The organism is Candidatus Clostridium helianthi (genome assembly GCF_045310795.1).
Lineage (GTDB): Bacteria > Bacillota > Clostridia > Clostridiales > Clostridiaceae > Clostridium > Clostridium helianthi.
Map to the genome: position 1 here is coordinate 173484 of NZ_JBJIAB010000001.1, position 22846 is coordinate 196329.

Below are 22846 nucleotides of genomic sequence, written 5' to 3' on the forward strand. Positions count from 1 at the left end.
TATTTTTAGAATTATCATGAAGAACTATTTGGACCATATATTAGCTATTAATTATTCTCTTCTCAAAGATTCTACCGGATCTAATCTAGCGGCTTTATTAGCTGGCAATAATCCAGCCAGAACGCTTATAACAATACTTAATGTTAATCCAAAAGCAGCATAGGACTTCTTTATCAGAACTAAATTGATGCCAAATAATTTAATTGACTTGATATTTATTCCTTTCATTAATGCATATGCAAAAGCAAGTCCAATAATCCCGCTAAAGCATCCAATTAAGAACGCTTCTAAAACAAAAATTTTTCTTATATCCTTTCCGCGTCCCCCTATGGCTTTAATTATTCCTATTTCCTTAGTTCGTTCTACAACACTAATATACATAATTACTACAATCATAATTGCGGATACAACCAAAGACACTGCTGAAATTCCTGATAGTACATAAGTTAAAATATTTATCATAGAATTAAATAAATTTAACATTTGCTCTTGTGAGGATCCTGAATATCCAAGTTCCTTAACCTTTTCTTTTATTCCATCAGTATATTTTTCACTAGGTGTATTTAAATACATTACATTAGGCTTTAATTCATATTTATTCTCTGAATACCAGTTTTCTAAATCTGAATAGTTTAAAAAGACAGACTTCATAATTGAAGTTAAATCTCCACCGGCTGTAGTATAAATTCCGCTTACAACAAATTCTCTTTTTAATACCTTTTGATTTACTAAAATGCTCAAAGACACCTTTTTACCAATGACATCTTCTCCAACTTTATCACTTATAGTTTTGTTTATCAGTATCTCTCCGTCCTTAGGTAATGATCCTTCTCTAAGATTTGATTCTGTTATATTTGAGGATATAGTTGAAAGTCTCATAACATTACTTCCTTTTCCATTATAATTTAAAGAATCTGCACCTAGAGATATTTCATTAAATCCCTTTTCTATAGAAGATACATTTTCTATTTCCGATAGCTTTTTTATATCATCTTCTTTAAATGGAGTTTGTTTATTAATGTTAGGCTTCTGTATAGTCGCAATATCTAAGTTAACTGTTTCTGAATCATCACTAGGCATATTTACCTCTATTACTAGAGGATTAACATAACTATTCATAGTTCTATTAAAATAAGCCTTAATTCCATTTCCAAAAGCCAGCATCAAGATAAGACTCATTATTCCTATGCTTGAACCTATAGAAATAGCTATATTTCTTATTGCCTTTTCCTTCATATTAGTAAGTGCCAGCTTTATTGCATTAAAAGAATTTAAACTTTTTCCTTTCTTTCTAAAAGATCTACTTCCTTCATAGCTCTTTTCATTGTCAGAAGCATCTTCAAATTCAAAAAATTTATTATCATCAGTTATATTTCCATCAGCTATTTTAATTACTCTGCTGCAGCAAGATGCCACTCTTTCAGAATGAGTAACCATAATCACAAGTTTACCAGCTTTAGCTATACTCTTCATTATTTCTAGAACTTGCATTGATGTTTTTGAATCTAAGCTTCCTGTTGGTTCGTCTGCAATAATTATTTCAGGATCATTCACTAATGCTCTTGCAATAGCTACCCTTTGTTTCTGACCGCCTGATAACTGATTTGGCTTCTTATTTATATGCTCTTTTAAGCCAAGTTCTATTAACAATTCTTTTGCACGCTTAACTCTCTCTTTTTTCTTTACATTAGATAGTGTCATAGCTATTGCTACATTATTTAAAACAGATAAATGCGATATTAAATTAAAACTTTGAAAGACAAACCCAATCTTATTTTTTCTATACTCATCAAGCTCTCTTTTCTTAAACTTTTTAATGTTCTCTCCATCTACAAATAATTCACCATTATATTTAGAATCCAATCCACCTATTAAATTCATTAATGTAGACTTACCACTACCTGATTCTCCTATAATCGCCACTAATTCGTTTTTGTCAAAAGATAAATTAATATCTTTTAACACATAAACTTTTTCACTACTTTTTACTTTATAATATTTGCTAAGATTTTTTAAACTTAATATACTCATTATTTTCCTCTTTAATTAGTTCAACTTAAATTTCAAAACTTAAATAACTATACTCTTTAAGTAATCAGTAAATCCATCTCTAAGTTCTGAATTTCTTAATGCGTACTCTACTGTAGCTTTTAGGTATCCAAGTTTATCTCCCACGTCATATCTTATGCCTTCAAAGTTATATGAATAAATTGCTTCTTCTTTAAGCAATTCTAATAATGCATCTGTAAGCTGTATTTCATTACCTTTTCCAGGCTTAATTCTGCTTAGTATCTCAAATATCTGTGGTGTTATTATGTATCTTCCAAGAATTGCAGTATTAGATAAAGCATCTTTAATATTTGGTTTTTCCACTAATCCCTTAACCTTAGAAACTCTATCCTCAATTTTTATTCCATTAACTATTCCATACCTTGATACATGCTCTGGTTCTACTGCTTGCACTCCCAATATACTTGTTTTATATTCACCATAACAATCTATAAGCTGTTTCAAACAAGGCTTTTGGTATTCATTTGTATAAACAATATCATCTCCAAGCAATACTGCAAAAGGCTCATTTCCTACAAACGCCCTGGCACAATAAATAGCATGTCCTAATCCTCTTGGTTCTTTCTGTCTTATGTAATGAATGTTTGCCATACCTGATATATCCCTGACTATCTTTAGTAACTCATCCTTATTATTTTTAGCTAGTTCTACTTCGAGTTCCACTGACTTATCAAAATGATTTTCAATACATGTTTTATGCCTTCCAGTTATAATAAGAATCTCTTCAATTCCAGAAGCTATTGCCTCTTCCACAATATACTGAATTGCAGGTTTATCTACTATAGGAAGCATTTCCTTAGATTTTGCTTTAGTTGCTGGAAGAAACCTTGTACCCAATCCTGCTGCAGGAATTATTGCTTTTTTTATTTTTTTACTCATGATTATGTCCCCCATATTAGTCATCTTATCTTTTTTTGTCAATTATATCCTTTTTATAGTATAACATGAAATTTTATTCTATTGTGAAATTATTTTAACAGCTGCTGAAGTAAAGAGAAATCAAGATCATCCTTAAGCCAATAAGTTATAAAAATAAGAAATATATATATTGCAATTCAAATACACATTTCGCAATTCACAATTACAGCTAAAATTCTTGCAATATTTTTAGAATTATAATGAAGAATTATTTTTGCAACATATATATTAAAGAAAAAAGTACGTAATTTTTTAACTACGCACTTTTTTCTTTAAGACCTTTTTCTTTTATAAATTTTATAATAGGAAAGATAAAATAATCCTAATCCAATCATTGCTCCCACAAAATCAACTAAAATATCACTAACTAATGAAGTCCTTCCTGGTATAAAAGATTGATGAAACTCATCAGTTACAGCATAAAATAAACAAATAAACAATATGTAAATTATCATACCTTTTCCATTTTTATTATAAGAGAAAAGTGCACCGCAAACTAGAATTGCTAGTACCATATACATAAATGCATGAGCATTTTTCCTTACTATATGATCTAAATTACTTGCTTCTTCCTGCTGAACATTAATGCTATTCTTATTTACTTGGGAACTATCACTACTGCTTACTGCCTTATCTTTATTTTCAGCTTGTGATTTTTCTTGATTTCTTTGAGCATTTTCAATTATATTAACCACCTTAGTGCTTTGTTCATGAGAAATTGTTCCGTTATTTCCTGACATATAAAATATAAATCCCATCCAGAACAAACATAAAAGTATAACAATTTTTTTCAAGTGACCACCTCTTTTTAATTAGACCGTTTGTAAATTTCATTTCAATAGTGTTGATAATTATCTTATATTATACCCCATATATCACTTGCTTAAAACAAAATTTGCACCAAACATAATTTAGTGCAGTACTTTTATATAATTATAATTTTCAATCTCGCCATCTAACTTATAATAAAATTTATTCCTCTAAAAGACGCTGTATCAAGTTAAAAATTGCTTCTGCGCTATTAAAATTTTCAGGAACTATTTCAATTGCAGGAACTTCAATATCATATTCTTCATCAATTACATTAACAATTTCAACAATATCAAATGAATCCAAAATCCCTTCATCAACTAAAGTTGTGCATGTACTAAAATCAACATCATCTCTAACACCTTGTAATAATTCAATTAACTTTTCCATAATAGCTCTCTCCTTTATTTTATATATTCTTCTATTAGCTTTTTACGATCAATTTTTCCATTCATATTGAGTGGCATAGTGCTTCTGTTATAGCAGACATTAGGCAGCATATAGCGTGGCAGCTTTTTCTTTAAATTCTGAGATAGTTTTTTAGTCTCCAAGTTCCCTGAATATACAGCAACAATTTGATCACTTTCCTTATTATATAGACAGCAACACATGTCCACGTCTTCTAATGCACTCATTGCATTTTCTATTTCGCCTAATTCTATTCTATTTCCCATATGTTTAATTTGAAAATCTTTACGTGAAACATATACTAATTCTCTATTTTCATTCCAGTAAACTAAATCTCCTGTACAATAAACAGTTTCAGGATAGCTCTTATTTAATGGGTTTTGAATAAATGCTTCCCTTGTTTTTTCTGGATTATTATAATATCCACAAGCCAAGAACGATCCACGAATTAACAATTCTCCAACTTTTCCACATTCCTCAACAAGTTGTCTATCTTCATCCACAACCAAAGCATCTACATTATCACATGGCACCCCTATTGGGATAGGTTCATCATCATTAAACTCTCTATCAACTATATAATATATCCCTATATCTGTAATTTCAGTTGGTCCAAACAAATTTGCATATACCGCATCCGGAACATGTCTACGCCATATATTAAGCTGTTTAGTAGGCATTGTCTCTCCTGCAAATAAAACGTTCTTTAAATGAGGCAGCTTAATGACATCTAAGGCTCCTAAATTAGCCACTATGCTTAATGCAGATGGAACCCAATAAATTGTGTTAATTTCTTTTTCTTTTAAGAATTCAAGTAATTTTACTGGAAATGAAAATAACATTTTAGGAATAATATATAATGTTGCTCCACTTCGAATAGTTGAAAATATATCTAGTACAGACATACTAAAATAAAATGGTGTCTGATTTCCAAAAGTAGTATTTTCATTCAACTCAAAAGTTTTAACTACCCAGTCTGCATAATCAATTACAGATCTATGACATACAATAACACCTTTTGGAATCCCTGTTGATCCGCTTGTAAAGAGGATGTACAAAGGATCAGTATCGATCATTTGTCTTCTTGCAGTCTCTAATTTTTCTTCATTTTGTGGTAACATATGAATTTCATCATACAATACCTTTATGCAATCCGTTTCTATAAGCGAAAGATATTTTTCTGTTTTGTCATCATAAATTATAGCTGCTGGCTTCAATGTATCTAATATTATATTAATACGCTCCACAGGCATTTGAGCATCCAGTGGAACATAAAAACAACCTGCATACGCTGCACCCATAAATGCTGAAATATTTCTTGAGCCTTTTTCCATATAAACAACAACAGCTTTACGCATACCTATATTTTCTATCAAAAAGCTCCCAATACTTTTAGCTGCTTCAACCAATTCATGATAAGTTAATTCATATTTGCCATCAGAAAAAGCAACTTTATTAGGAAAGTTCCTTTCTGAGCTTTCAAGATAAGATAAAATACTTTTTTCCATAATATTTCCTCCATAATCTATTTTTTCATAGCTTACTTTACATTATCTTTTATATAACTCTTCTTTGGAGACATCTTCATCATAATGACGAATAACTTCATTATTATTAGATCCTTTTGCCCTAGCATTTACTCGTATTTTAAACTTCTTATAAGACTCGGAATCAAAAACAAAATCTGGATTTTTATCATAATCTCGTATGATATGCTCCTGTCCAGTTTCTGAATCTAGTAATACAAATTGGTATTCTGGTGTAACTTTAGATCCATGAAGAGAATCCCCTGATAGTGTTATAATACTACCATTCTTTTTCCAATTAAACCACGCAGATGAAACATAATCTATTGATGCATAATACTCATCTTGTTTGTAAAAATATTTGCTCATATCGTCACCATTTTCGCGCATTTTTAGGAAAGATGCCAGTGATTTAGAGAAAGCCTCTGCGCCATTAGTATTCAAGTGTTCAGTATCAGAAAAATAATTATTTTTTAACTTAAACACTTCTGGTTTAATTAAGTTATAGTTGTAATATTCAATATTTAAATCCTTTGCTATATCTGCCACCTTCTTATCAAATTCAAAGTAATTTTTCACTCTGAGAATTTGAAATGTAGGAAATGGTGTACTTAGAAGGATTAGCTCACAATTGTTCTCCTTACATAATTGTGATATCTTTTTTAAATATTCCGTATCTTTTGTATTTATATCGCTTATATTTTTATTAGCCGGAGGCAGTTTTAAATTATCGTAATTTAGAGTTCCCTTTTCATCACTAGGATCAACCTTTACAAATCCTTTTCCTACATAACCATTTTTATTGTTTTCCATAGCTTCTACTTGTCCTGGCTTTGGATAATCTGTATAAAAAGAATCAAACTTTCCATAAATATTGTTTACAACATCAAGAGGTGATTTTACATCATATCCACGCCACGGAAATAGCCTGTCTAAATAAGAACCATCTTGAGACGATGCAAAATAATATTCAAGCTTATTAAAAAATGATTTCATATATAAGGAAACTGCAAGAAATACTATTGGCTTTTCTTCCTTGCTGGTAAAATTATCTGGATCAACAGTTAAAACAATTAGTTTAGGCTTATGATAATTAAACATTTCTTTCAGTGAATAGTAAGTCCCTACAAACATCTGCTGAGAAAATGCATAATTAAAAGTATTTACTCCTAATTCCTTATCCATAATATATGGGTTGATATCCCTATTAGACAGCGAAGCGCCTGCAAATACCACATCAAAGTCTTTTTTCTCAGAATACATTTCACGCATAGTCATTCGTGAATAATTACCTTTTGGTACTAGGGCAAATGCTAAACCATAACTTAAAATAATGAAAACCATTATAAATATTATTCCACTAAACCATTTATATTTAAAATTGCGCATACATAAATCCTCCTAGCAAATTTCCAGAACTAGCATCAAAGCTTATGACAGCAAAAATTAATGCATAAAATACTGCCCACCTAAAAACCAAATTTTGCTTAGATAAAAATTCACGTATCTTTACTCCTCTTTCTTGTAATACACTTACTGCAAATAAAATAATAGTTGCCCAAAATAAAATTCTAAAATCCTGCTCTTTAAGTCCAAGTTTATAAATTGTACCATCAAGTAATTGAGTAACTTTAAAATTTGCTACGGTATTATGTAACATGTAAAGTGAAGAATTCAGATTACTTGCCCTATCAAAATACCATCCTAAATTTACAATAAAAAACGTTCTTAATATCCTAAACAAGTGATATGAGAAGCATTCAGTATTTACTTTAGTTACCCTTTTTAACCATTCATAAAACGGTTCTGCAATCGTGCTAAAGGCAATCACAATACCGTTATATAATCCCCACGCTATATAATGCCAATAAGCTCCATGCCAAATGCCAACAACTAAAAATACAACTAAGTTAGAAAATGCAACTGGAATGATTCTTCCTGCTTTCCTTCCAAGATGTTTATTTGCTAGTTTTGATACCTTAGACATTTTCTTTGAAAGAGCTAGAGGATAAAATATATAATCGCGCATCCAAGCACCTAAGGTAATATGCCACCTACGCCAAAATTCTGATAGCGAAGTTGAAAAATAAGGTCTTCTGAAATTCACAGCCATATTTATTCCGAGCAATTCAGAGATTCCCATAGCCACATCAATTCCACCTGAAAAATCTGCATATTGCTGCAGCGAATAGAATAAAATTCCTACTACTGTAATTGCACCACCATAATTATCATAGTTCTTAAATGTTTCATTAACTAATGTAATTGCTCTATCTGCAATTACCATCTTCTTAAAAAGTCCCCATAAGATCAATTGCAGCCCATATTTAAATTTCTGCCAATCAAATCTTCGAGTCTTGTATAGCTGTTCTGATAATTTATCAAATCTATTAATAGGGCCTTGTACAATTTGAGGAAAAAATGAAATAAACAGTGCAAATTTAAATAAGTTCTTTTCTGCTTTATATTTTCCATTATATACATCAATTAGGTATCCCATAGACTGAAAAGTATAGAAAGATATTCCTAATGGTAGTAACAAATTCAACTTCATTGTAACTGCTCCATGATGAGTTACTATGTTAAATAATCCTGTAATGTTTTTTGATAAAAAATCAAAGTATTTTAAAAACGCTAGAATTCCAAAATTACTTAATAAAACACACCAGAAAATTATTCTCTGCTTCCTCTTTGCAATAGCCTTTATTTCTTTTTTACTTTCAGGTGTCAGTGTTTCTTTCTTTTCAGTTAATTCAATTTTCATATTTTCACTAACTTTACTTATTATCGCGGCCCCTCCCCAAACGGCAAGAGTCGTAAAAATTATATATCCAACAGTCTTTATACCAGCAGATACATAAAAAATATAACTTCCAATAAGTAAACATATCCATTGAAACTTCTTAGGCAAAAAATAATATGCCAAAATCAATATAAATAAAAAAATACAAAAATTAAACTGCAAAAACGACATTGTTCCACATCCTTATAAAGAGATTAATATACATGTTTCAAAAGTTTAATTCATAAAAATTTATCTTAAAATATATACTGCAATGCACAATTCAGTTCATAATGCACAATTTACAATTCACAATGCACAATCATAGCTATAATTCTTGCAATATTTTTAGAATTATGATGAAGAATCATTTTTTCAATATATAGTTTTATAAAGAATGAATTATACTATTTAAACTTATATATGGCAAAAAATATTTAATATCCAAACATTTTTTATTATAGCACTTTATAACATTTGTTCCATATGTAAACTAACAAATATAAGAATTTTTTAATACTTTTGTACTATAGATATCCAACTTGAGACATAGACTTATGCATATAGTACACCGAAAGAAGAAACATTGTTGCTTCGCAGGACTATAAAAATTTCGCTGAAAGTGCTAAATTGCAGGTTATCGCAACTTATGCTTGCTCCCACCTTCAGTGTGACAAGCATAAGTAGGACAAACTACAATAAGGCACTTTTAACAGCTCATTTTTAAATGCCTGCTGCGCAAAAATGTTTCTACTTTCTAGTATGGCATATATTTCAAGGTATAAGTAAATTTCAAGTTGTGGATATAGATAAACAATTTAAGAATTCAACTTATTAGATAAATGTATTTACAAATTTACTAAAACTTTAAGTTCATATCTTCACTAGAAATCATAAATATATTTGTGAAGAAAACATTTGAAAATGAGCTTTTAAAGGTTCTTAGCTGTAGGTTGTTCCATTTTAGCTTGTGAAGTGAGAGTCCAAAATTTTATTTTGGGTTCTCGAACTTCCTCAGCGAATGTAATGAGTCGAGCTTCCCTCGGAAAGTTGGAGCATGCTAAAGTGGCTACAACCTGCTGCTTAGAACCTTCAGCGATATTTTCATAGCTTTTCGGAATCAAAATATTTATGATTTCGGCGAGTTATATGCATAAGTTGGGGTATCTATAGTCCACATATTATTCCACAAAAAATACGTTGTATCGACGGTAAGTGGTATACCCGTCAGTACAACGCATTTATATTTCATATGTATATTGAAAATATTTTTATTTATGTAATATCCTGATCTAAATTTCAGTATGAAACTATATATTAATTTTGCATTATTTTTAATCCATATTTAATTCTGGCTTCCATATGGTTACTTGATTCTTTCCACTTCGTTTTGATTTTAATGATGCTTTATCTGCATTATTAATCAAATTTTTATCTTTTACTTTATAGCTGTTTCTGATTGCATCCTTCATAAACCTTAGCTAAGTATACACATCCACAACTCCATAAATTCTTTATAAAAGCTTTTCTAAATTTCCAATTAATTCTCCTATTGCATTAACATATTCCTTTACTATTCTACTAGCAATTTCATTTGCCAAACTTTCATTATATATATGTGATGTAGAATTTCTATCTTCTAATAAACTAATCCAAACTTTATCATCTGATATTAGATTATTTACATATGCTTTTTTATAAATTGTACGTGGAAATGAATTTTCAAGAGTTACCCCCAAATATTTCATAAATTCTCTAAGTGTCTTATGAGTAAGTTCATATGTAAATTCAAATCTTTGAATCAAGCTATCCCTTATTATGTCGTTCTTTCCATCATATAATCTGCTTACTTCAACAAGTCTATCATAAGCTTTCTTTAGATTCATATATTTAAAATCAATGCTTCTCATAAATAATTATCCCCTCTTTTTCAACTTGTTCAATGAAAAATTCATCATTAATATCTTTCATATCTGAAAAATCAAATTCTAATAAAGTACTTGTATTCATTTCTATGTCTTCAATAAATTCAGATATTGAATTTTCACAATACAAAGCCAGATCAATATCACTTTTCGGCAAATTATCTCCTCGTGCTCTAGATCCAAAGAGAATAACTTTATTAATACTTTTATGCTTATGGCATATTTCTAATATCTCATCAATAATTTGCTGTTCTAAATTCAAACTCATCGCTCCTTTGGCTTGTCACACCTAACATACATAATATTATACCCTATTAATTATTTACTTAAAACAATAAATGTACTAAGCAATCTTTTATGCCTATCAATATTAAATTCTACCATAGTATATTCTATATAAATTTTCATTCATCTATCTCAAATCCGCATGTTTCCTATAAATATTTACATATTTAAATATTTTCCTAGGTAAATATTTTTCTATAAACATACTTACCTAGAAAAACACATTCCTATGAATCTATTTTCCTAGAAACATTTAAACCTATTTTTATTCTAAAATATGAACCTAGAAACCTATGAATATATGAAAAAATTTAAATTTTTTCATATTAAAGTATTTATATATTTTAATATTTGAATATATCTTATATGAAGGGGTAAATAATTCTGAATATGATAAGGCTTATATAAGCTATTATTTCTTCGCATTTTAATACATAGGGAGGAATTATAAATGAACATGTCTGTAAAAAAATCTAAGTTAAAGGGCGAAATCAAGGATGATTTTTCCATTGAAGAAAATGAATCTGGTGATATATTTACCTTCTCAGAGGGAGAACTTAAGTTAGATGGGACTCTTTTAAAATCATTTTCTTTTGATTCTGATGAAGAACTTATTGAATATCCTGCACCACCCACAATTCACGATAACACCGCCAACAACAACAACAACAACAACAACAACAACAACAACAATAATAATAATAATAATAATAATAATAATAATAATTACAGTAACCATTATAGTGCTAATGCTGCACCTAATTTAAATTCTCATGATATTCCATGTAATCCTAATGACAAAAATGAAATTTTAGACCACAGAACTTTAAAAGTTAATCCAAATGGAAGAACCCCATCTGTTGACGGAGAAGCTTTTGATATGGTAAGAAGTTATACTTTAAGACGCTCTACTGTAAGAATCTTAAGTAAAATTAAAGCCATTCATATTGATGATAATGTTTATTTAAATACCATTGTTGATGAAGCTATTCGTTACTATTATGAATATCTTAAAACTCAAAACAATTAACTTAATCTTTTTCTATTTTAATACCTAATCAAATTATTTCTTATATATAATTTGATTAGGTATTCGAATTGCAACTCCTGTTTGATCAAATTGATAATTTGTACCTTCAATAGCATCTCTACCTTGAACCATATTCATCCCTATAGTATAAAGTGCTTCTGCCATTGCTTTTGGGTCTTGAAAAATAGTTCCTAGCATTAATCTCTCGCTAATTAACTTCTGAGATTCTGGTAATCCTTCAACACCAACTACTGCAATATTTTTTTCTTTATCTCCCAAATTATATCCATATGATTGTAAAGCTTCAATTGCACCTAATGCCATAGAGTCGTCATTTGCAATTATAGCTTCAATCTTAGGTCCAGTTTTTAAAAATATTGACTCTATAGCCTCTTTTGCTAATTCTTTACTCCAATAAGCAAATACTCTTTCAAGTTCCTGTGTTTTTACTCCTGCTTCACTAAGTGCTAGAAGAGAATATTTTGTTCTATCAGCTGCTACTAAATTATTTCGTTCACCTTCCAAAAGAACATATTGCATTATCCCATCATGGTTCTTATCAATAGAATCTCTATTCGTATTCCATTCATTAGCAAGAATCTCGCCCTCCATAGTTCCATCGCTTTTTGCATCTAACCCTATATATAGAGATTTATTAAAAATACAGCTACTCTAATAGGTCTTTTTTCAGCAGCATTAATATTCGCAAATGTGGCTTTTTCATTAAAGCTCAATAATATATACGACATTATTGTTAGAAACATTATAATAGATAACATTTTCTTAAACATCTTTAATTCCTCCAACAATAGAAAATTTCCATAATGTTATTATGCATATCGCGAAAATATTTATGCTAAGCTATTATGCGTAATTTACAATTATTAGGTATATATATCCAAATTTATAATTAGATTTATGTGATAACTTACCGAAATCATAAATATTTTGATTCCGAAAAGCTATGAAAATATCGCGCTGCTCTTTTCTTTTTCAGTAACCTTTGTGAGAAAATAAATGTTTATTTTTATAAAAAATTTTATACAATACAAATAAGAAAAGCTTAATGCTGATAACACTAAGCTAATCCTAGAACATTTTTATATTTTAGGGCTATTAGATTTTAATTAATGGTTAGAAAATGAACGCTTACTCTTGTGATGATGGGGCGTTCTTTTAATGCTATTGCTATCATTAATATTTCAATACTTGTTATTATAACAGCTTATTTATAGCATAAATGTAATCACTAAAATCTTTTAAATGATTCTCAATAATGGCTTGCACCACTTTTATATTTAATGTTTTATAATCATGAACTGCTATATTTCTAAATCCAACCATTGACTTCATTCTTCCATTTAGTTTGTCATCTATCATATTATTGGAATTGAGCACTTCAAAAGAATCTCTACTATTCTGTGGAATTCCTAAACTCTTCTCTGATACAATATGCATGGCTAAATCTATAGCTGCTTCACATGCTCTTTGTATATTTAAAATTATAGAATCTTGCTTTGTATAATCGTTTAAATTATCTGGGTCATCATTGTATACTTCTTTAATTCTATTTATACATCTTTCAATAGTTTCAATTTTATTGAAGATAACATCATTTCCCATATACAGTTCCCCTTTCTTTAATCTTATTTAAAATAACTTCCCGCTCTTCATTTAACATTGCATAAGCTTTAAAAACTCTCATTTCGAAATACATACGCTTAGTCTCATCCTTGCAATATATTCTTTTCCCTGTACCTACCACTTGAGCCTTAAATACAGTAGACGATGTATTTAAATTTATTAAATCAACTTCTCTATTAAAAATGTCTGCTAATTCCTGTGCTTTCATAAAGCATTCATAAGATTCTACATCATTATCAGTTAAAAAAGCAATATCAATATCACTATCATCTCTGAGCCTATCCTTGGCAGCTGAACCAAATAAATATATTACTACAGGATTAAATTCTTTCTTTAATATTTCAATAGCTTTATCTAATTGAATTTGCAAAATTAATCCCTCCTATTCAAATATATCCTTTAATTCAAATTTTAATTCTGGAAATACTGAGCTGACATAAAGATCTTTATGGTTTAAAACTTTAGGTGTCCTGTATGCTCTATCTACTAATGAATATTGTGTAATCATTCCGTTTTGTTCAACTATATTATATTCAAGCACTCCAAACCTTTGATATATATTGGCTTTTATAAAGTAATCATGTTCTGAGTATTCTGGTGATACAACTTCAAATATTATTTGGGGTGATGATATAAAACTCTCGCCTTTTTTATCAGCATCCTCACACATTACAAATATGTCTGGTAAAAATTTATATACTTCACTTTCATTTTTAAATATAACTTCTATTTGCTCAGAATATGGTGTACATTTACTTCCTTTAAAAAAGTTATATAGTGCTGATGATATTCCCATAACAATTCTATTATGAGCCATTGATGTTCTTGAGCTAAATAATATTTGACCGTTATAGTATTCAGCTTTACCATCATAATTAGCTTGTATTTTATCAAATTCATCTAAAGATATAAATATATTATTTTGCACTTGCATCGAAATCACCTCCTGCTCAAAAAAATTTCCAAATTATCCTCTTATAAATATTATTATATCCTAAAAACTACTCACTTAAAATAAAAATTGAACTAAACTTTCATTTAGTATAATACTTGTACTTGTAAATTTATAAACCTCAGATATTCTAATTTCAAACTTTCAACTAACCTGCTTCCTAAAAATAAATATTTATTTTTAGGAAGCATTTTATACAATACAAATAAGAAAAGCTTAGTGCTGGTAACACTAAGCTAATCCTATATTAATTTCAAGATTAAATTCACTTATTTAATTTCACTTCATATTCATTTAAAATATTGCTGTCATCTTCATATTTTATGCTTGAATCTGGTTTGTTATTATATACTCTTATAATAAGAGTTGTTGTTCCTGGATCTAAAACAATATTATCATTATCAACAAGCTTTGCTTTTCTCACTTCACCAATATCTGAATATGAAGTCACTCTAAATACTTTAATATACTTTTCATCTAATCTTTTTATATTAACACTTATATTATCTGATGACGCTTTTGCATAATAAGTTCTCTTATTTTTTGCTTCACTAACTATACTATTATTGTTATAATTTTCATCACTATAAAGTTCTATTGCACTGCCATCTTTATTTAACAATCCTATTTTGTTGTAATAAGAATAATAGACTGTTACTTTACATGTATCTGATCTTCCACTTCCATCATTTGTTGTACATGTGATTGTTGTAGTTCCTTGTGATATTCCTTTTACCTCTCCACTTGAACTTACCCTTGCTACATCTGTATTACTAGATTTCCATGTTACTTTTTTATTGTCCGCATTGCTTGGCAATACTGTTTCCTTTAATTTTAAAGTATCTCCTTGATTAATAATTGCGCTTGATTCATTCAACATTATTCCTGTTACGCTTACTGTGTTTTTATTATTAAGACTTGCCTCTGATTCTTTTTCGGAGTTAACCTTTAACTCTGATCCAACATTGTTTACTATGGTGTCCGTTGATTGAACTGAGTTTCCTTCTGTTTCTGCAGCATATATTTCTATAGGATTTAATACTGATACTGATGCTAATACCAGTAAACCAGATATTACTTTTATTAATTTAAGCTTTTCCATGCCTAATCCCCCTGCCCATTTTTATTTAATTATACCATATTTTTCTTTTTTAAAAAATCCGAAGCTAAATTAACAGAGAAAACTGTTACTAAAATTGATATAGCATAAAAACTAAAAGGCTCGTTACCATGGTAACGAGCCTTTTTCTATTTTTTCACAAAGGTCTCACCCCTTTATGAAATACCGAAGAAGTGAGATTTCTATAAACTTTTCTTTAGCTCTAATACCTCATTTTCACTAAGCTTTGAATACTTAATTATTTTTTCTATTGGCTCTCCATCCTTTAACATCTCTATTGCCACTTCTATTTTTCCTTCCTCTCTTCCTTCTTCTCTTCCTTCTTCTCTTCCTTCTTCTCTTCCTTCTAATCTCGCTTCTTCTCTAGTTTGTTCAAAAGTTTCCTTTATTGTTCTTGAAATATTAGAAGTCATTATTTCAACCTCCTCTTTTTTTGCTATTAAAATATCCTCTATTCTTTCTCCTAATTTATTCTTTATATCGTCATTCAAAGTCGTTCTTAACCAATGCCTTATCATCATTTTTTGTTCTTCTGTCAAGTTATTAAAATTTATTGCAATCTCTTTTATCCTGCTTATAAATTCTTCAACATCTACTTTTTGATCTAACAAAAATACTGCTGATGCTATATTTTTTAATTTCATCAATTCATCTTTTTCATACTTATTTATGTCTATAAGTATATATTCAAAATCAATTATGTTATTTCCAAATAATTCGTTTTTATTTATAACATTTTTAAATTTTCTCTCTACAGTCCATTTATACTCTCCATTATATAATACAATTGGTACTATTGCTGGAAGCTTAAATTCTTTACTCTTAACATCAATCTTTTTAGCATTCTTTAATACTTCTCTCCATATTTCTGACATATACATAAATAGTCTTATAGGCATACTATAATCGACATATGACTGAAATTCTAGTAATATATAAAATATTACTTCTTTATCTTCTATATTTGCTTTATATACTATATCTGATTCTAATTCCTCATAATCTGAAAGAATATATGACTTATTTACTAATTCCATATTATCCTCTGTAATGTCTTTTCCCCATGGACTTTCAACAAAACTTTGAATCATAGTAACTAGCAGTTTCTTATTAGAAAACAAATCTTTATAGCTTTTATCGTGTATATGATGCATTTCCTTTTTTATTTTCATTTTTCACCTATCGTCTCATTAAATTTAATTTCTTTCTCTTGTTTACTTATATTATATCCAATAAACTACTTTTCTCAAACAAAAAATTGCACTAAGTAATCTTTTAGTGCAGCTCCTTTTAATAGGAAATTTCTCACAAGGCCTGCCTCCTTTGTGATACTTATTATTTCATAACCTCATTTAAATAATTTAAACTAAATGTTTATTTTTATAAAAAATTTTATACAATACAAATAAGAAAAGCTTAGTGCTGGTAACACTAGGCTAATCCTATATTAATTTCAAGATTAAATTCACAATCTTTTGAATTATGTCTTAATGTTCTTCTTTATACGTCTGTCTGCATTATACCTTCCTCATTAAAGTAGTACCATTTAGAGGATTTTTCATCATAATACCAGCCTATTTTCATAGCTCCATCATTGTAATCTCCAAAGTAGTACCAACTATCTCCATACTTTTTCCAATCATGAATCATCCAGCCTTGTGTATCAAAAAAATACCACTTTCCATTTATAAATTCCCAATCATCTTTAGTGAAGGTTCCATCCTTATGTTTATACCACCATTTATCATTTTCATTTATCCAAGTTCCTGAATACATGTTATTTTTAAGTAAAACACCTTCTGTAAATAAATTCACATCACATTTGCCGCTTACCCCTGATATATCTCCATTTTCAGTATATTGATGCCCTATTCTATTTGTAAAGAAATTTGAAGGAAGGTTCCAGGGATCATTATTATAATTTGCTTCCCAGAAAGGATAATCTTTTATTGTACTTTTTATCTCCTCTATATTTGATAAAAATCCTGTATAAGAGTAGATTCCTAATTGAAGAGGACTTAATTCCTTAAATGCATTTATAAATCTTATTATATAATCACACAATTCATCAAATTCAGATTCAATATCAAGCATAGGAATCATGTCCCATTCATAGCCTTTAACCTTTCTATAAAAGTTTTCTGCTTGAGCCTCTGGAGAGCTTGTACTAACTAGAAAATGATAAGCTCCAACCTTTAGTCCACTTCTTTTACATGAATTATAAAATTCCTCTAGTCTGCTGTCTTTAAAAGTCTTCCCCTCAGTAGCTTTCATATAGACGTATTCTATGTTATCTTCTGCAACTTTATCAAAATCAATACTTGAATTATTATTTGATATATCAATTCCTTTAATATACCTCATTACCCATTCCCCCTTATATACATTTTCTAATTCACAATGCACAATTCACAATGCACATTTTGCAATTTACAATGCTCAATTTACAATGAACAATGTTCAATTCGCAATTAGGGTTAAAATTCTTCCAGTTTTTATAATTATCATGAGGAATTATTTTTGCAATTTATATTAAGACATGCCCCATAAAATAACTAATTCATATGATTAACTATCTTCATTCCACCCTAGAAGTTTCTTCTCTAAGTCATCATAATCATACTGCCTAGGCTCAAAGTTGATAAATCTAAGTTTTGGTTTTTCTTTAACAGCTGATGAATTGCCTGCATTACAATTATTAAACTCCATATCTTCATAGTCTTTGGGATATCCTTCCTTAAGCCAGTTCTTAAGGATACCATTAATATAATTTATATCAAGCTTATTCCTTTCTATAGCCTCTCTAACAGCCATTTCTATATACTTTTCTTTATGAATCGTTAACGCTTTTATTACCCAGCTTAAAGTAATCCCTCTTATGATTTTATTATCTTCTTCTAAAGTTTTTATAATTCTAAGAGCCTGTGATTTTATTTCATCATGAGACGAAGAGACAATTTTAGTCTGTTTATGAGCTTTATCACAAGTTTCATCATCTTCCTTTGTTAAAGCAACATTATTTACCTTATCTTTTTCTTTATTCTCTTTTTTATCTATATTCTTTTTCTTGTGTTCTTTATCTTCTTCTCTCTTCCCTTTCTGTAGCGTTACATTTGCGTTACAGTTTTTATTTTTGCCAATTTTATTAGTGTCACTTCCTTCATCTATGGCACTATTACAAGCTTCATCAGTATTTAATTTCTTCTCTACAAGTTCCTTTTCTTTTTTCTTTCTTTCTCTAAAGTTTTTAACTCTTTCACGAGTACCCTCTTTTACTCTTTTCATTCCTTCAATATTTTGATGTTTTTCCCAGTTACATATTTTTATTATGTTATTTTCATATATTTTAATAAGCTTAAAAGATTCTAATATCTCTAGAACCTTTTCTATGATATCTAGTGGCCTGTTAAATAATATAGCCAGCATTTCTTTGGTATAAGGCACGTCTTTTTTTAAATATATTAGTCCACCATCATTAACCTTTCCCGCCTGTAAAAGCAGTCTTATCCATACATAATTTGCAGAATCTCTTAATGGCAGTGAGTCAATTAATCTCATTGTTTCATCTTCACACATATTTGTATTTAGCTTAATCCACTCTATCCCCTTCATAAATATCGTCCCCTACCTAATTTTTACTTAAAGTATTCAGTACTCCCTTTTAGATTTATTTTTCGCTCATTTTATCCTCTTCAACCTAACTTAAATAATACATATGCTGCAATATACATTTCTGTAATTCACGATGCACAATTCACATTTTGCAATTCACAATTTACAATGCACATTTCACAATTCACAATTTCAGCCAAAATTCTTCCAGTTTTTATAATTATCATGAAGAATTATTTTTGCAATATATATTATAAGCAGTACTCATAATTGGTAAATATACGCAGATTTAATAGTTCTATAATTCTCAAAAAAATAAAGTAATCCCTGAAACTATATAAATATAGATAAACAGCCATAACTTAACTCCGGTATATGGGCTATTTATCTATATTTTTAGTTACCTAGGTGAAATTTCCTTTAAGATATGATCATAAAAAAATGCTTTTTCTTCATTAACTATTTTTGAAATCACCTTTTCATCTCTATGTATCTCTTTAAATACAAATTTTCTGCTGTTTATTAAACATGCAAAATAGCATTTATCAGCTTTTGTAACTCTCATATTATGTTGACATTCAAGAAAAACATTTTTATTTATTTCTTCATCAAAGTTAATTCCATTATATATGCTACAAAGTAAAATAGAGTTTTCACCAACTATTCTTCTATCTACTTTACAACACATAAATTCATATTCTTCATCAATAATTGTTTTTAATTCTTTTCTTACCTTCTTACCACTTCTTATGGTGAATTCTTTACATAAAATCTCCTTTAAAGTATTAAACCAATAAATTTCTTCATATTCTTCCTTAAGATTTATATGTCTACTCTGACCTTTTTTTAACTTCTCTTCATATAATTCTTTTATTGTTTTCTTTGCATTTATACCTAATATTATCCCTATCTCATTCCCATAAATGAATTTTAAATCTCTTTCTTCCATACTTCCCCCCTAAACGTAAATACCTTTATGTCATCGTTTACAAAACGCGTATATTAAAAATATTCACCTATTTTAATATTAAATAAGCATCTTATTGCGTTTAAATCTTCTGAAGTAAATCTTGCGCCTCTTCCATTTAACGCATTGTTAACAAAAGAACTTGATCTGCCAATGTGTTCTGCTAACTCACTTTGTTTGATGTTATTCACCAATAAGAATTCCTTAAATTTATTATATTGAGCTTGTGACTTTGACATACTATATTCCCCCTTATATAATTTTGTCGTAACAACATTTTGTTTAAGTTGCCACCGTTAATTTAATTATACGCCTGCAGCTATACGTGTCAATGATTATTTTGGAATTTTTTTCAAATTATTTTCTTGCTTTTTGTCACTTATAGTTGTATACTTATCTCCAAAGTAATCTTTTACATTATGGAGGAGAAATATGAATATAACAGGTATAATCCTTAAGAACTTGCGATTAAAAAAGAATATTACTCTAGATCAGCTAGCTTCTGAGATAAATAAAACATTTGATATTAATATTACTGGAAGCATGCTTTCTAAATGGGAAACTGGTAAAGCAGCACCAATATATGATCACTTGAAACGCTTAGCCTCATACTATAATGTCACTACAGACTTTCTTCTTGGTTTTGATCAATATGAAAACTTAATTAGCGTTGATTCTTCTGCTAATTTAAATAAGACAAAACCTAAAATACGTTATTCTAAAAAGGCCAATAAAGTAAAAACACTAGCAAAATTATTGGAAAACGATAAGATTACTCTTAAAGATCTTTTAATCTTTGAGGATTTTATTCGTATTTATATATCAAAAAAATCAAAAAATTTATATAGGTAGAAGACTAGATAAATTTCTAGCTTCTATTTTCTCATCTTTCTTCTTTACTCAATTCACAATTCACAATTGCAGTTAAAATTCTTTAAATATTTTTATAATTAGAATTATTTTTGCAATATATATTTTAAATACACAACTTAACATACATTATAGATAAACAGAATATAACCTAGATTTATGTTATAACTTATCGAAATTATAAATATGAATATCCAATTTTCAAATTTGATATCCATATTGTACATACCTAATATCCTATATATGTTGCAATTCACAATTACGGTTAAAATTCTTGTAATATTTTTAGAATTATCATGAAGAATTATTTTTGCAATATATATTTTTTTAAATTTTTTCTTAAAATTTGTTCCCAAAGTGTTTATAAAAATCTTTTTTTCTGTATATCTCTTATGAAAAGTAATTTTTAGGAGGGATTATATGTGAATTATGATTATATTGAACACTTAGCCTCAAAGGCTAAGGGTGGTGACCTTAAAGCTAAAGAAAATTTAATTAAGGAATTTACTCCACTTATAAATTCCTTATCTATGAGAACATTTATCCATGGTTATGAAAAATGCGATATCAAAAATGAGTGCTTCTTAATGCTTTTTTACTGCATAGCTAAGTACGATTTAAATACTCATCGTTTTGTTGCCTATGCCACAAATTCCATAAAAAATAATCTACTTGTTCTACTAAAAAGATACGATAATCGAAAAGATATTGATGGATATTTCTCTTTAAGTGATGATATTGAGTGTAATACTTCTCTAAGTAATGATATGGAAGATGAAAGTATGAATCTTGAATATGAGAACATTAAACTATTATCTGCAATAAAAAATAATTTAAGCGATTCAGAGAGGTATTTAATAAACTTTGTCTTTTTTATGAAAAATACCCTTACAAATTATGCTTATCATGAGAATGTATCATATATGACAGCTTTAAAAAGAAAGAAAAAAGCTTTAAAAAAATTAAAAAGTTGTATTGTTGGAGGTAATGAATTATGGGAATTAACGATATGATGAGCCTTATTACTAATGCTGGATTTCCTATAGCAGTGTGCGCTTATTTACTATTTCGCCTTGAAAAACAACTCTCCACTCTTTCATCTTCAATAAACAAATTAAATACTATAATTTCTACTAAACTAGGTGTTGTCATTGATACTTCATGTGATAACGAAGTTCAAAATCTGAAATAAAAAATAAATTTTAAAAAAATTTTCAAATTACCCTTTATAAAAATCAATTTTTGTGTATATACAATATGAGAACAAAATTTAGGAGGTAAGAAAATATGGCAGTAGCAAAACAAATTAAAACTACATCTTTAAGTATCGAGGTTCAAAGTGGATTGGATAAAGCCGGCGACCCAATCTATAGCAAGAAAAGTTTCGCAAATGTGAGGACTGACGTAGCTCCAGAAAATGCATATGCAGTAGGAGAAGCAATTAAGAGTGTCATGTCCACTGGTACAAGATCTACTTTATTAAATGAATCTTCAAGTCTTACTCAAGAATAAAAACAGCACATTTAAACATTAAGCTTTCCTTTCAAAATATATATTAAACTTTAAGTAATTCTTAGTTTACTTAATATTTAAAAAGGTACTTTCTCTTATCCTTCATCTTATAATCAATCTTTAACTACTATAAATAAAATTTTAGGGGGATTTAAATTATGGAATATGTTTTAGCAATGACTTTTATAACTGAAAATGGATTAAAAAGCAACTTCAGCATCAGCGGAGTTAAACCTGATGTTACTCCTGCTGAGGTAAATTCTCTAATGGACATAATTATTCAAAAGAACGTCTTCTTCAGTTCTTCTGGAGCTTTAGTAAAAAAATCAGAAGCTAAATTGACAGAGAAAACTGTTACTAAAATTGATGTAGCATAAAATTAAAAGGCTCGTTACTTTGTTGTAACGGGTCTTTT

27 protein-coding genes are annotated in these 22846 nt (G+C 28.7%); 6 read left to right on the forward strand and 21 right to left on the reverse strand.

The genetic code is table 11. The annotated features are described in order from the left end of the window. Positions 1-51: 51 nt before the first annotated feature. From ACJDTP_RS00760 to ACJDTP_RS00805, 10 genes are all read right to left on the reverse strand, one after another. Positions 52-2031: an ABC transporter ATP-binding protein/permease gene (locus ACJDTP_RS00760; RefSeq protein WP_406760210.1), complete on the reverse strand. Its 1980-nt coding sequence runs from the start codon at positions 2029-2031 to the stop codon at positions 52-54. Between the two features lie 39 nt (positions 2032-2070). Further along, positions 2071-2949, reverse strand: coding sequence for a UTP--glucose-1-phosphate uridylyltransferase GalU (galU, locus tag ACJDTP_RS00765; protein WP_406760211.1), 879 nt, complete (start codon positions 2947-2949; stop codon positions 2071-2073). Positions 2950-3260: 311 nt separating this feature from the next. Continuing rightward, positions 3261-3782: a VanZ family protein gene (locus ACJDTP_RS00770; RefSeq protein WP_406760212.1), complete on the reverse strand. Its 522-nt coding sequence runs from the start codon at positions 3780-3782 to the stop codon at positions 3261-3263. Between the two features lie 178 nt (positions 3783-3960). Next, positions 3961-4188 carry an acyl carrier protein gene (locus ACJDTP_RS00775; protein ID WP_103697810.1) on the reverse strand — a complete coding sequence of 76 codons (228 nt, stop codon included), beginning with the start codon at positions 4186-4188 and terminating at the stop codon, positions 3961-3963. A 14-nt stretch (positions 4189-4202) separates the two neighbouring features. Then, a complete protein-coding gene (locus ACJDTP_RS00780; RefSeq protein WP_406760213.1) occupies positions 4203-5714 on the reverse strand; it encodes an amino acid adenylation domain-containing protein in 1512 nt (503 codons plus the stop codon). Positions 5715-5756: 42 nt separating this feature from the next. Then, complete coding sequence (locus ACJDTP_RS00785; RefSeq protein WP_406760214.1) at positions 5757-7121, reverse strand: lipolytic protein G-D-S-L family; 1365 nt, start codon at positions 7119-7121, stop codon at positions 5757-5759. Then, on the reverse strand, positions 7108-8706 hold the full coding sequence (locus ACJDTP_RS00790) for an MBOAT family O-acyltransferase (RefSeq protein ID WP_406760215.1): 1599 nt from the start codon (positions 8704-8706) through the stop codon (positions 7108-7110). Before ACJDTP_RS00790 ends, ACJDTP_RS00785 begins: the two co-directional genes overlap by 14 nt. 1142 nt (positions 8707-9848) lie before the next feature. Beyond that, positions 9849-9986 carry a hypothetical protein gene (locus tag ACJDTP_RS00795; protein ID WP_181005980.1) on the reverse strand — a complete coding sequence of 46 codons (138 nt, stop codon included), beginning with the start codon at positions 9984-9986 and terminating at the stop codon, positions 9849-9851. A gap of 42 nt (positions 9987-10028) precedes the next feature. Next, a complete protein-coding gene (locus ACJDTP_RS00800; protein ID WP_406760216.1) occupies positions 10029-10424 on the reverse strand; it encodes an HI0074 family nucleotidyltransferase substrate-binding subunit in 396 nt (131 codons plus the stop codon). Continuing rightward, on the reverse strand, positions 10411-10707 hold the full coding sequence (locus ACJDTP_RS00805; protein WP_242984796.1) for a nucleotidyltransferase family protein: 297 nt from the start codon (positions 10705-10707) through the stop codon (positions 10411-10413). Before ACJDTP_RS00805 ends, ACJDTP_RS00800 begins: the two co-directional genes overlap by 14 nt. Before the next feature lie 468 nt (positions 10708-11175). Here ACJDTP_RS00805 and ACJDTP_RS00810 point away from each other — a divergent pair, with 468 nt between their 5' ends. Then, a complete protein-coding gene (locus tag ACJDTP_RS00810) occupies positions 11176-11754 on the forward strand; it encodes a hypothetical protein (protein WP_406760217.1) in 579 nt (192 codons plus the stop codon). Positions 11755-11787: 33 nt separating this feature from the next. On the opposite strand, the gene ACJDTP_RS00815 is transcribed toward ACJDTP_RS00810, so the two are convergent. The 11 genes from ACJDTP_RS00815 to ACJDTP_RS00865 form a co-directional block, all read right to left on the reverse strand. Next, positions 11788-12366, reverse strand: coding sequence for a substrate-binding domain-containing protein (locus ACJDTP_RS00815; RefSeq protein ID WP_406760218.1), 579 nt, complete (start codon positions 12364-12366; stop codon positions 11788-11790). 26 nt (positions 12367-12392) lie between these two features. Continuing rightward, positions 12393-12545: a hypothetical protein gene (locus ACJDTP_RS00820; protein ID WP_406760219.1), complete on the reverse strand. Its 153-nt coding sequence runs from the start codon at positions 12543-12545 to the stop codon at positions 12393-12395. Positions 12546-12969: 424 nt separating this feature from the next. Beyond that, positions 12970-13377, reverse strand: coding sequence for a type VII toxin-antitoxin system HepT family RNase toxin (gene hepT, locus ACJDTP_RS00825; protein WP_103697817.1), 408 nt, complete (start codon positions 13375-13377; stop codon positions 12970-12972). Continuing rightward, positions 13367-13768, reverse strand: coding sequence for a type VII toxin-antitoxin system MntA family adenylyltransferase antitoxin (gene mntA, locus ACJDTP_RS00830; protein WP_078114812.1), 402 nt, complete (start codon positions 13766-13768; stop codon positions 13367-13369). The genes hepT and mntA overlap by 11 nt, the downstream gene beginning before the upstream one ends. Before the next feature lie 12 nt (positions 13769-13780). Continuing rightward, on the reverse strand, positions 13781-14332 hold the full coding sequence (locus ACJDTP_RS00835; protein ID WP_103697818.1) for a Uma2 family endonuclease: 552 nt from the start codon (positions 14330-14332) through the stop codon (positions 13781-13783). 283 nt (positions 14333-14615) lie between these two features. Next, positions 14616-15452, reverse strand: coding sequence for an Ig-like domain-containing protein (locus tag ACJDTP_RS00840; RefSeq protein WP_103697819.1), 837 nt, complete (start codon positions 15450-15452; stop codon positions 14616-14618). Positions 15453-15652: 200 nt separating this feature from the next. Next, positions 15653-16642, reverse strand: coding sequence for an Rpn family recombination-promoting nuclease/putative transposase (locus ACJDTP_RS00845; protein ID WP_406760220.1), 990 nt, complete (start codon positions 16640-16642; stop codon positions 15653-15655). A gap of 328 nt (positions 16643-16970) precedes the next feature. Then, a complete protein-coding gene (locus tag ACJDTP_RS00850; protein WP_406760221.1) occupies positions 16971-17834 on the reverse strand; it encodes a GH25 family lysozyme in 864 nt (287 codons plus the stop codon). Positions 17835-18038: 204 nt separating this feature from the next. Next, positions 18039-19082 (reverse strand): phage replisome organizer N-terminal domain-containing protein, encoded by a 1044-nt coding sequence (locus ACJDTP_RS00855; protein WP_406760222.1) that lies wholly within the window; start codon positions 19080-19082, stop codon positions 18039-18041. Positions 19083-19482: 400 nt separating this feature from the next. Further along, positions 19483-20031, reverse strand: coding sequence for a YqaJ viral recombinase family protein (locus ACJDTP_RS00860; protein ID WP_406760223.1), 549 nt, complete (start codon positions 20029-20031; stop codon positions 19483-19485). Positions 20032-20084: 53 nt separating this feature from the next. Continuing rightward, a complete protein-coding gene (locus tag ACJDTP_RS00865; protein WP_041894834.1) occupies positions 20085-20288 on the reverse strand; it encodes a helix-turn-helix domain-containing protein in 204 nt (67 codons plus the stop codon). Positions 20289-20481: 193 nt separating this feature from the next. On the opposite strand from ACJDTP_RS00865, the gene ACJDTP_RS00870 reads away from it, so the two are divergent. From ACJDTP_RS00870 to ACJDTP_RS00890, 5 genes are all read left to right on the forward strand, one after another. Then, a complete protein-coding gene (locus ACJDTP_RS00870) occupies positions 20482-20901 on the forward strand; it encodes a helix-turn-helix domain-containing protein (protein ID WP_039771244.1) in 420 nt (139 codons plus the stop codon). A gap of 440 nt (positions 20902-21341) precedes the next feature. Beyond that, a complete protein-coding gene (locus ACJDTP_RS00875; RefSeq protein WP_039771245.1) occupies positions 21342-21932 on the forward strand; it encodes a helix-turn-helix domain-containing protein in 591 nt (196 codons plus the stop codon). After that, the gene (locus ACJDTP_RS00880; protein ID WP_103697823.1) at positions 21914-22111 is read left to right on the forward strand and encodes a YvrJ family protein; all 198 of its coding nucleotides are present in this window, start codon (positions 21914-21916) and stop codon (positions 22109-22111) included. Before ACJDTP_RS00875 ends, ACJDTP_RS00880 begins: the two co-directional genes overlap by 19 nt. 95 nt (positions 22112-22206) lie before the next feature. Further along, the gene (locus ACJDTP_RS00885) at positions 22207-22431 is read left to right on the forward strand and encodes a DUF1659 domain-containing protein (protein ID WP_039771247.1); all 225 of its coding nucleotides are present in this window, start codon (positions 22207-22209) and stop codon (positions 22429-22431) included. A 158-nt stretch (positions 22432-22589) separates the two neighbouring features. Next, a complete protein-coding gene (locus ACJDTP_RS00890) occupies positions 22590-22808 on the forward strand; it encodes a DUF2922 domain-containing protein (RefSeq protein WP_078114799.1) in 219 nt (72 codons plus the stop codon). Positions 22809-22846 lie beyond the last annotated feature (38 nt).

What these genes read in the sequence shown, in the direction of transcription:
- ACJDTP_RS00760 (WP_406760210.1), bottom strand. Translation starts at nt 2,031, where the DNA reads ATGAGTATATTAAGTTTAAAAAATCTTAGCAAATATTATAAAGTAAAA.
- galU (WP_406760211.1), bottom strand. Translation starts at nt 2,949, where the DNA reads ATGAGTAAAAAAATAAAAAAAGCAATAATTCCTGCAGCAGGATTGGGT.
- ACJDTP_RS00775 (WP_103697810.1), bottom strand. Translation starts at nt 4,188, where the DNA reads ATGGAAAAGTTAATTGAATTATTACAAGGTGTTAGAGATGATGTTGAT.
- ACJDTP_RS00780 (WP_406760213.1), bottom strand. Translation starts at nt 5,714, where the DNA reads ATGGAAAAAAGTATTTTATCTTATCTTGAAAGCTCAGAAAGGAACTTT.
- ACJDTP_RS00785 (WP_406760214.1), bottom strand. Translation starts at nt 7,121, where the DNA reads ATGCGCAATTTTAAATATAAATGGTTTAGTGGAATAATATTTATAATG.
- ACJDTP_RS00790 (WP_406760215.1), bottom strand. Translation starts at nt 8,706, where the DNA reads ATGTCGTTTTTGCAGTTTAATTTTTGTATTTTTTTATTTATATTGATT.
- ACJDTP_RS00795 (WP_181005980.1), bottom strand. Translation starts at nt 9,986, where the DNA reads ATGAAGGATGCAATCAGAAACAGCTATAAAGTAAAAGATAAAAATTTG.
- ACJDTP_RS00800 (WP_406760216.1), bottom strand. Translation starts at nt 10,424, where the DNA reads ATGAGAAGCATTGATTTTAAATATATGAATCTAAAGAAAGCTTATGAT.
- ACJDTP_RS00805 (WP_242984796.1), bottom strand. Translation starts at nt 10,707, where the DNA reads ATGAGTTTGAATTTAGAACAGCAAATTATTGATGAGATATTAGAAATA.
- ACJDTP_RS00810 (WP_406760217.1), top strand. Translation starts at nt 11,176, where the DNA reads ATGAACATGTCTGTAAAAAAATCTAAGTTAAAGGGCGAAATCAAGGAT.
- ACJDTP_RS00815 (WP_406760218.1), bottom strand. Translation starts at nt 12,366, where the DNA reads ATGGAGGGCGAGATTCTTGCTAATGAATGGAATACGAATAGAGATTCT.
- ACJDTP_RS00820 (WP_406760219.1), bottom strand. Translation starts at nt 12,545, where the DNA reads ATGTTTAAGAAAATGTTATCTATTATAATGTTTCTAACAATAATGTCG.
- hepT (WP_103697817.1), bottom strand. Translation starts at nt 13,377, where the DNA reads ATGGGAAATGATGTTATCTTCAATAAAATTGAAACTATTGAAAGATGT.
- ACJDTP_RS00835 (WP_103697818.1), bottom strand. Translation starts at nt 14,332, where the DNA reads ATGCAAGTGCAAAATAATATATTTATATCTTTAGATGAATTTGATAAA.
- ACJDTP_RS00840 (WP_103697819.1), bottom strand. Translation starts at nt 15,452, where the DNA reads ATGGAAAAGCTTAAATTAATAAAAGTAATATCTGGTTTACTGGTATTA.
- ACJDTP_RS00845 (WP_406760220.1), bottom strand. Translation starts at nt 16,642, where the DNA reads ATGAAAATAAAAAAGGAAATGCATCATATACACGATAAAAGCTATAAA.
- ACJDTP_RS00850 (WP_406760221.1), bottom strand. Translation starts at nt 17,834, where the DNA reads ATGAGGTATATTAAAGGAATTGATATATCAAATAATAATTCAAGTATT.
- ACJDTP_RS00855 (WP_406760222.1), bottom strand. Translation starts at nt 19,082, where the DNA reads ATGAAGGGGATAGAGTGGATTAAGCTAAATACAAATATGTGTGAAGAT.
- ACJDTP_RS00860 (WP_406760223.1), bottom strand. Translation starts at nt 20,031, where the DNA reads ATGGAAGAAAGAGATTTAAAATTCATTTATGGGAATGAGATAGGGATA.
- ACJDTP_RS00865 (WP_041894834.1), bottom strand. Translation starts at nt 20,288, where the DNA reads ATGTCAAAGTCACAAGCTCAATATAATAAATTTAAGGAATTCTTATTG.
- ACJDTP_RS00870 (WP_039771244.1), top strand. Translation starts at nt 20,482, where the DNA reads ATGAATATAACAGGTATAATCCTTAAGAACTTGCGATTAAAAAAGAAT.
- ACJDTP_RS00880 (WP_103697823.1), top strand. Translation starts at nt 21,914, where the DNA reads ATGGGAATTAACGATATGATGAGCCTTATTACTAATGCTGGATTTCCT.
- ACJDTP_RS00885 (WP_039771247.1), top strand. Translation starts at nt 22,207, where the DNA reads ATGGCAGTAGCAAAACAAATTAAAACTACATCTTTAAGTATCGAGGTT.
- ACJDTP_RS00890 (WP_078114799.1), top strand. Translation starts at nt 22,590, where the DNA reads ATGGAATATGTTTTAGCAATGACTTTTATAACTGAAAATGGATTAAAA.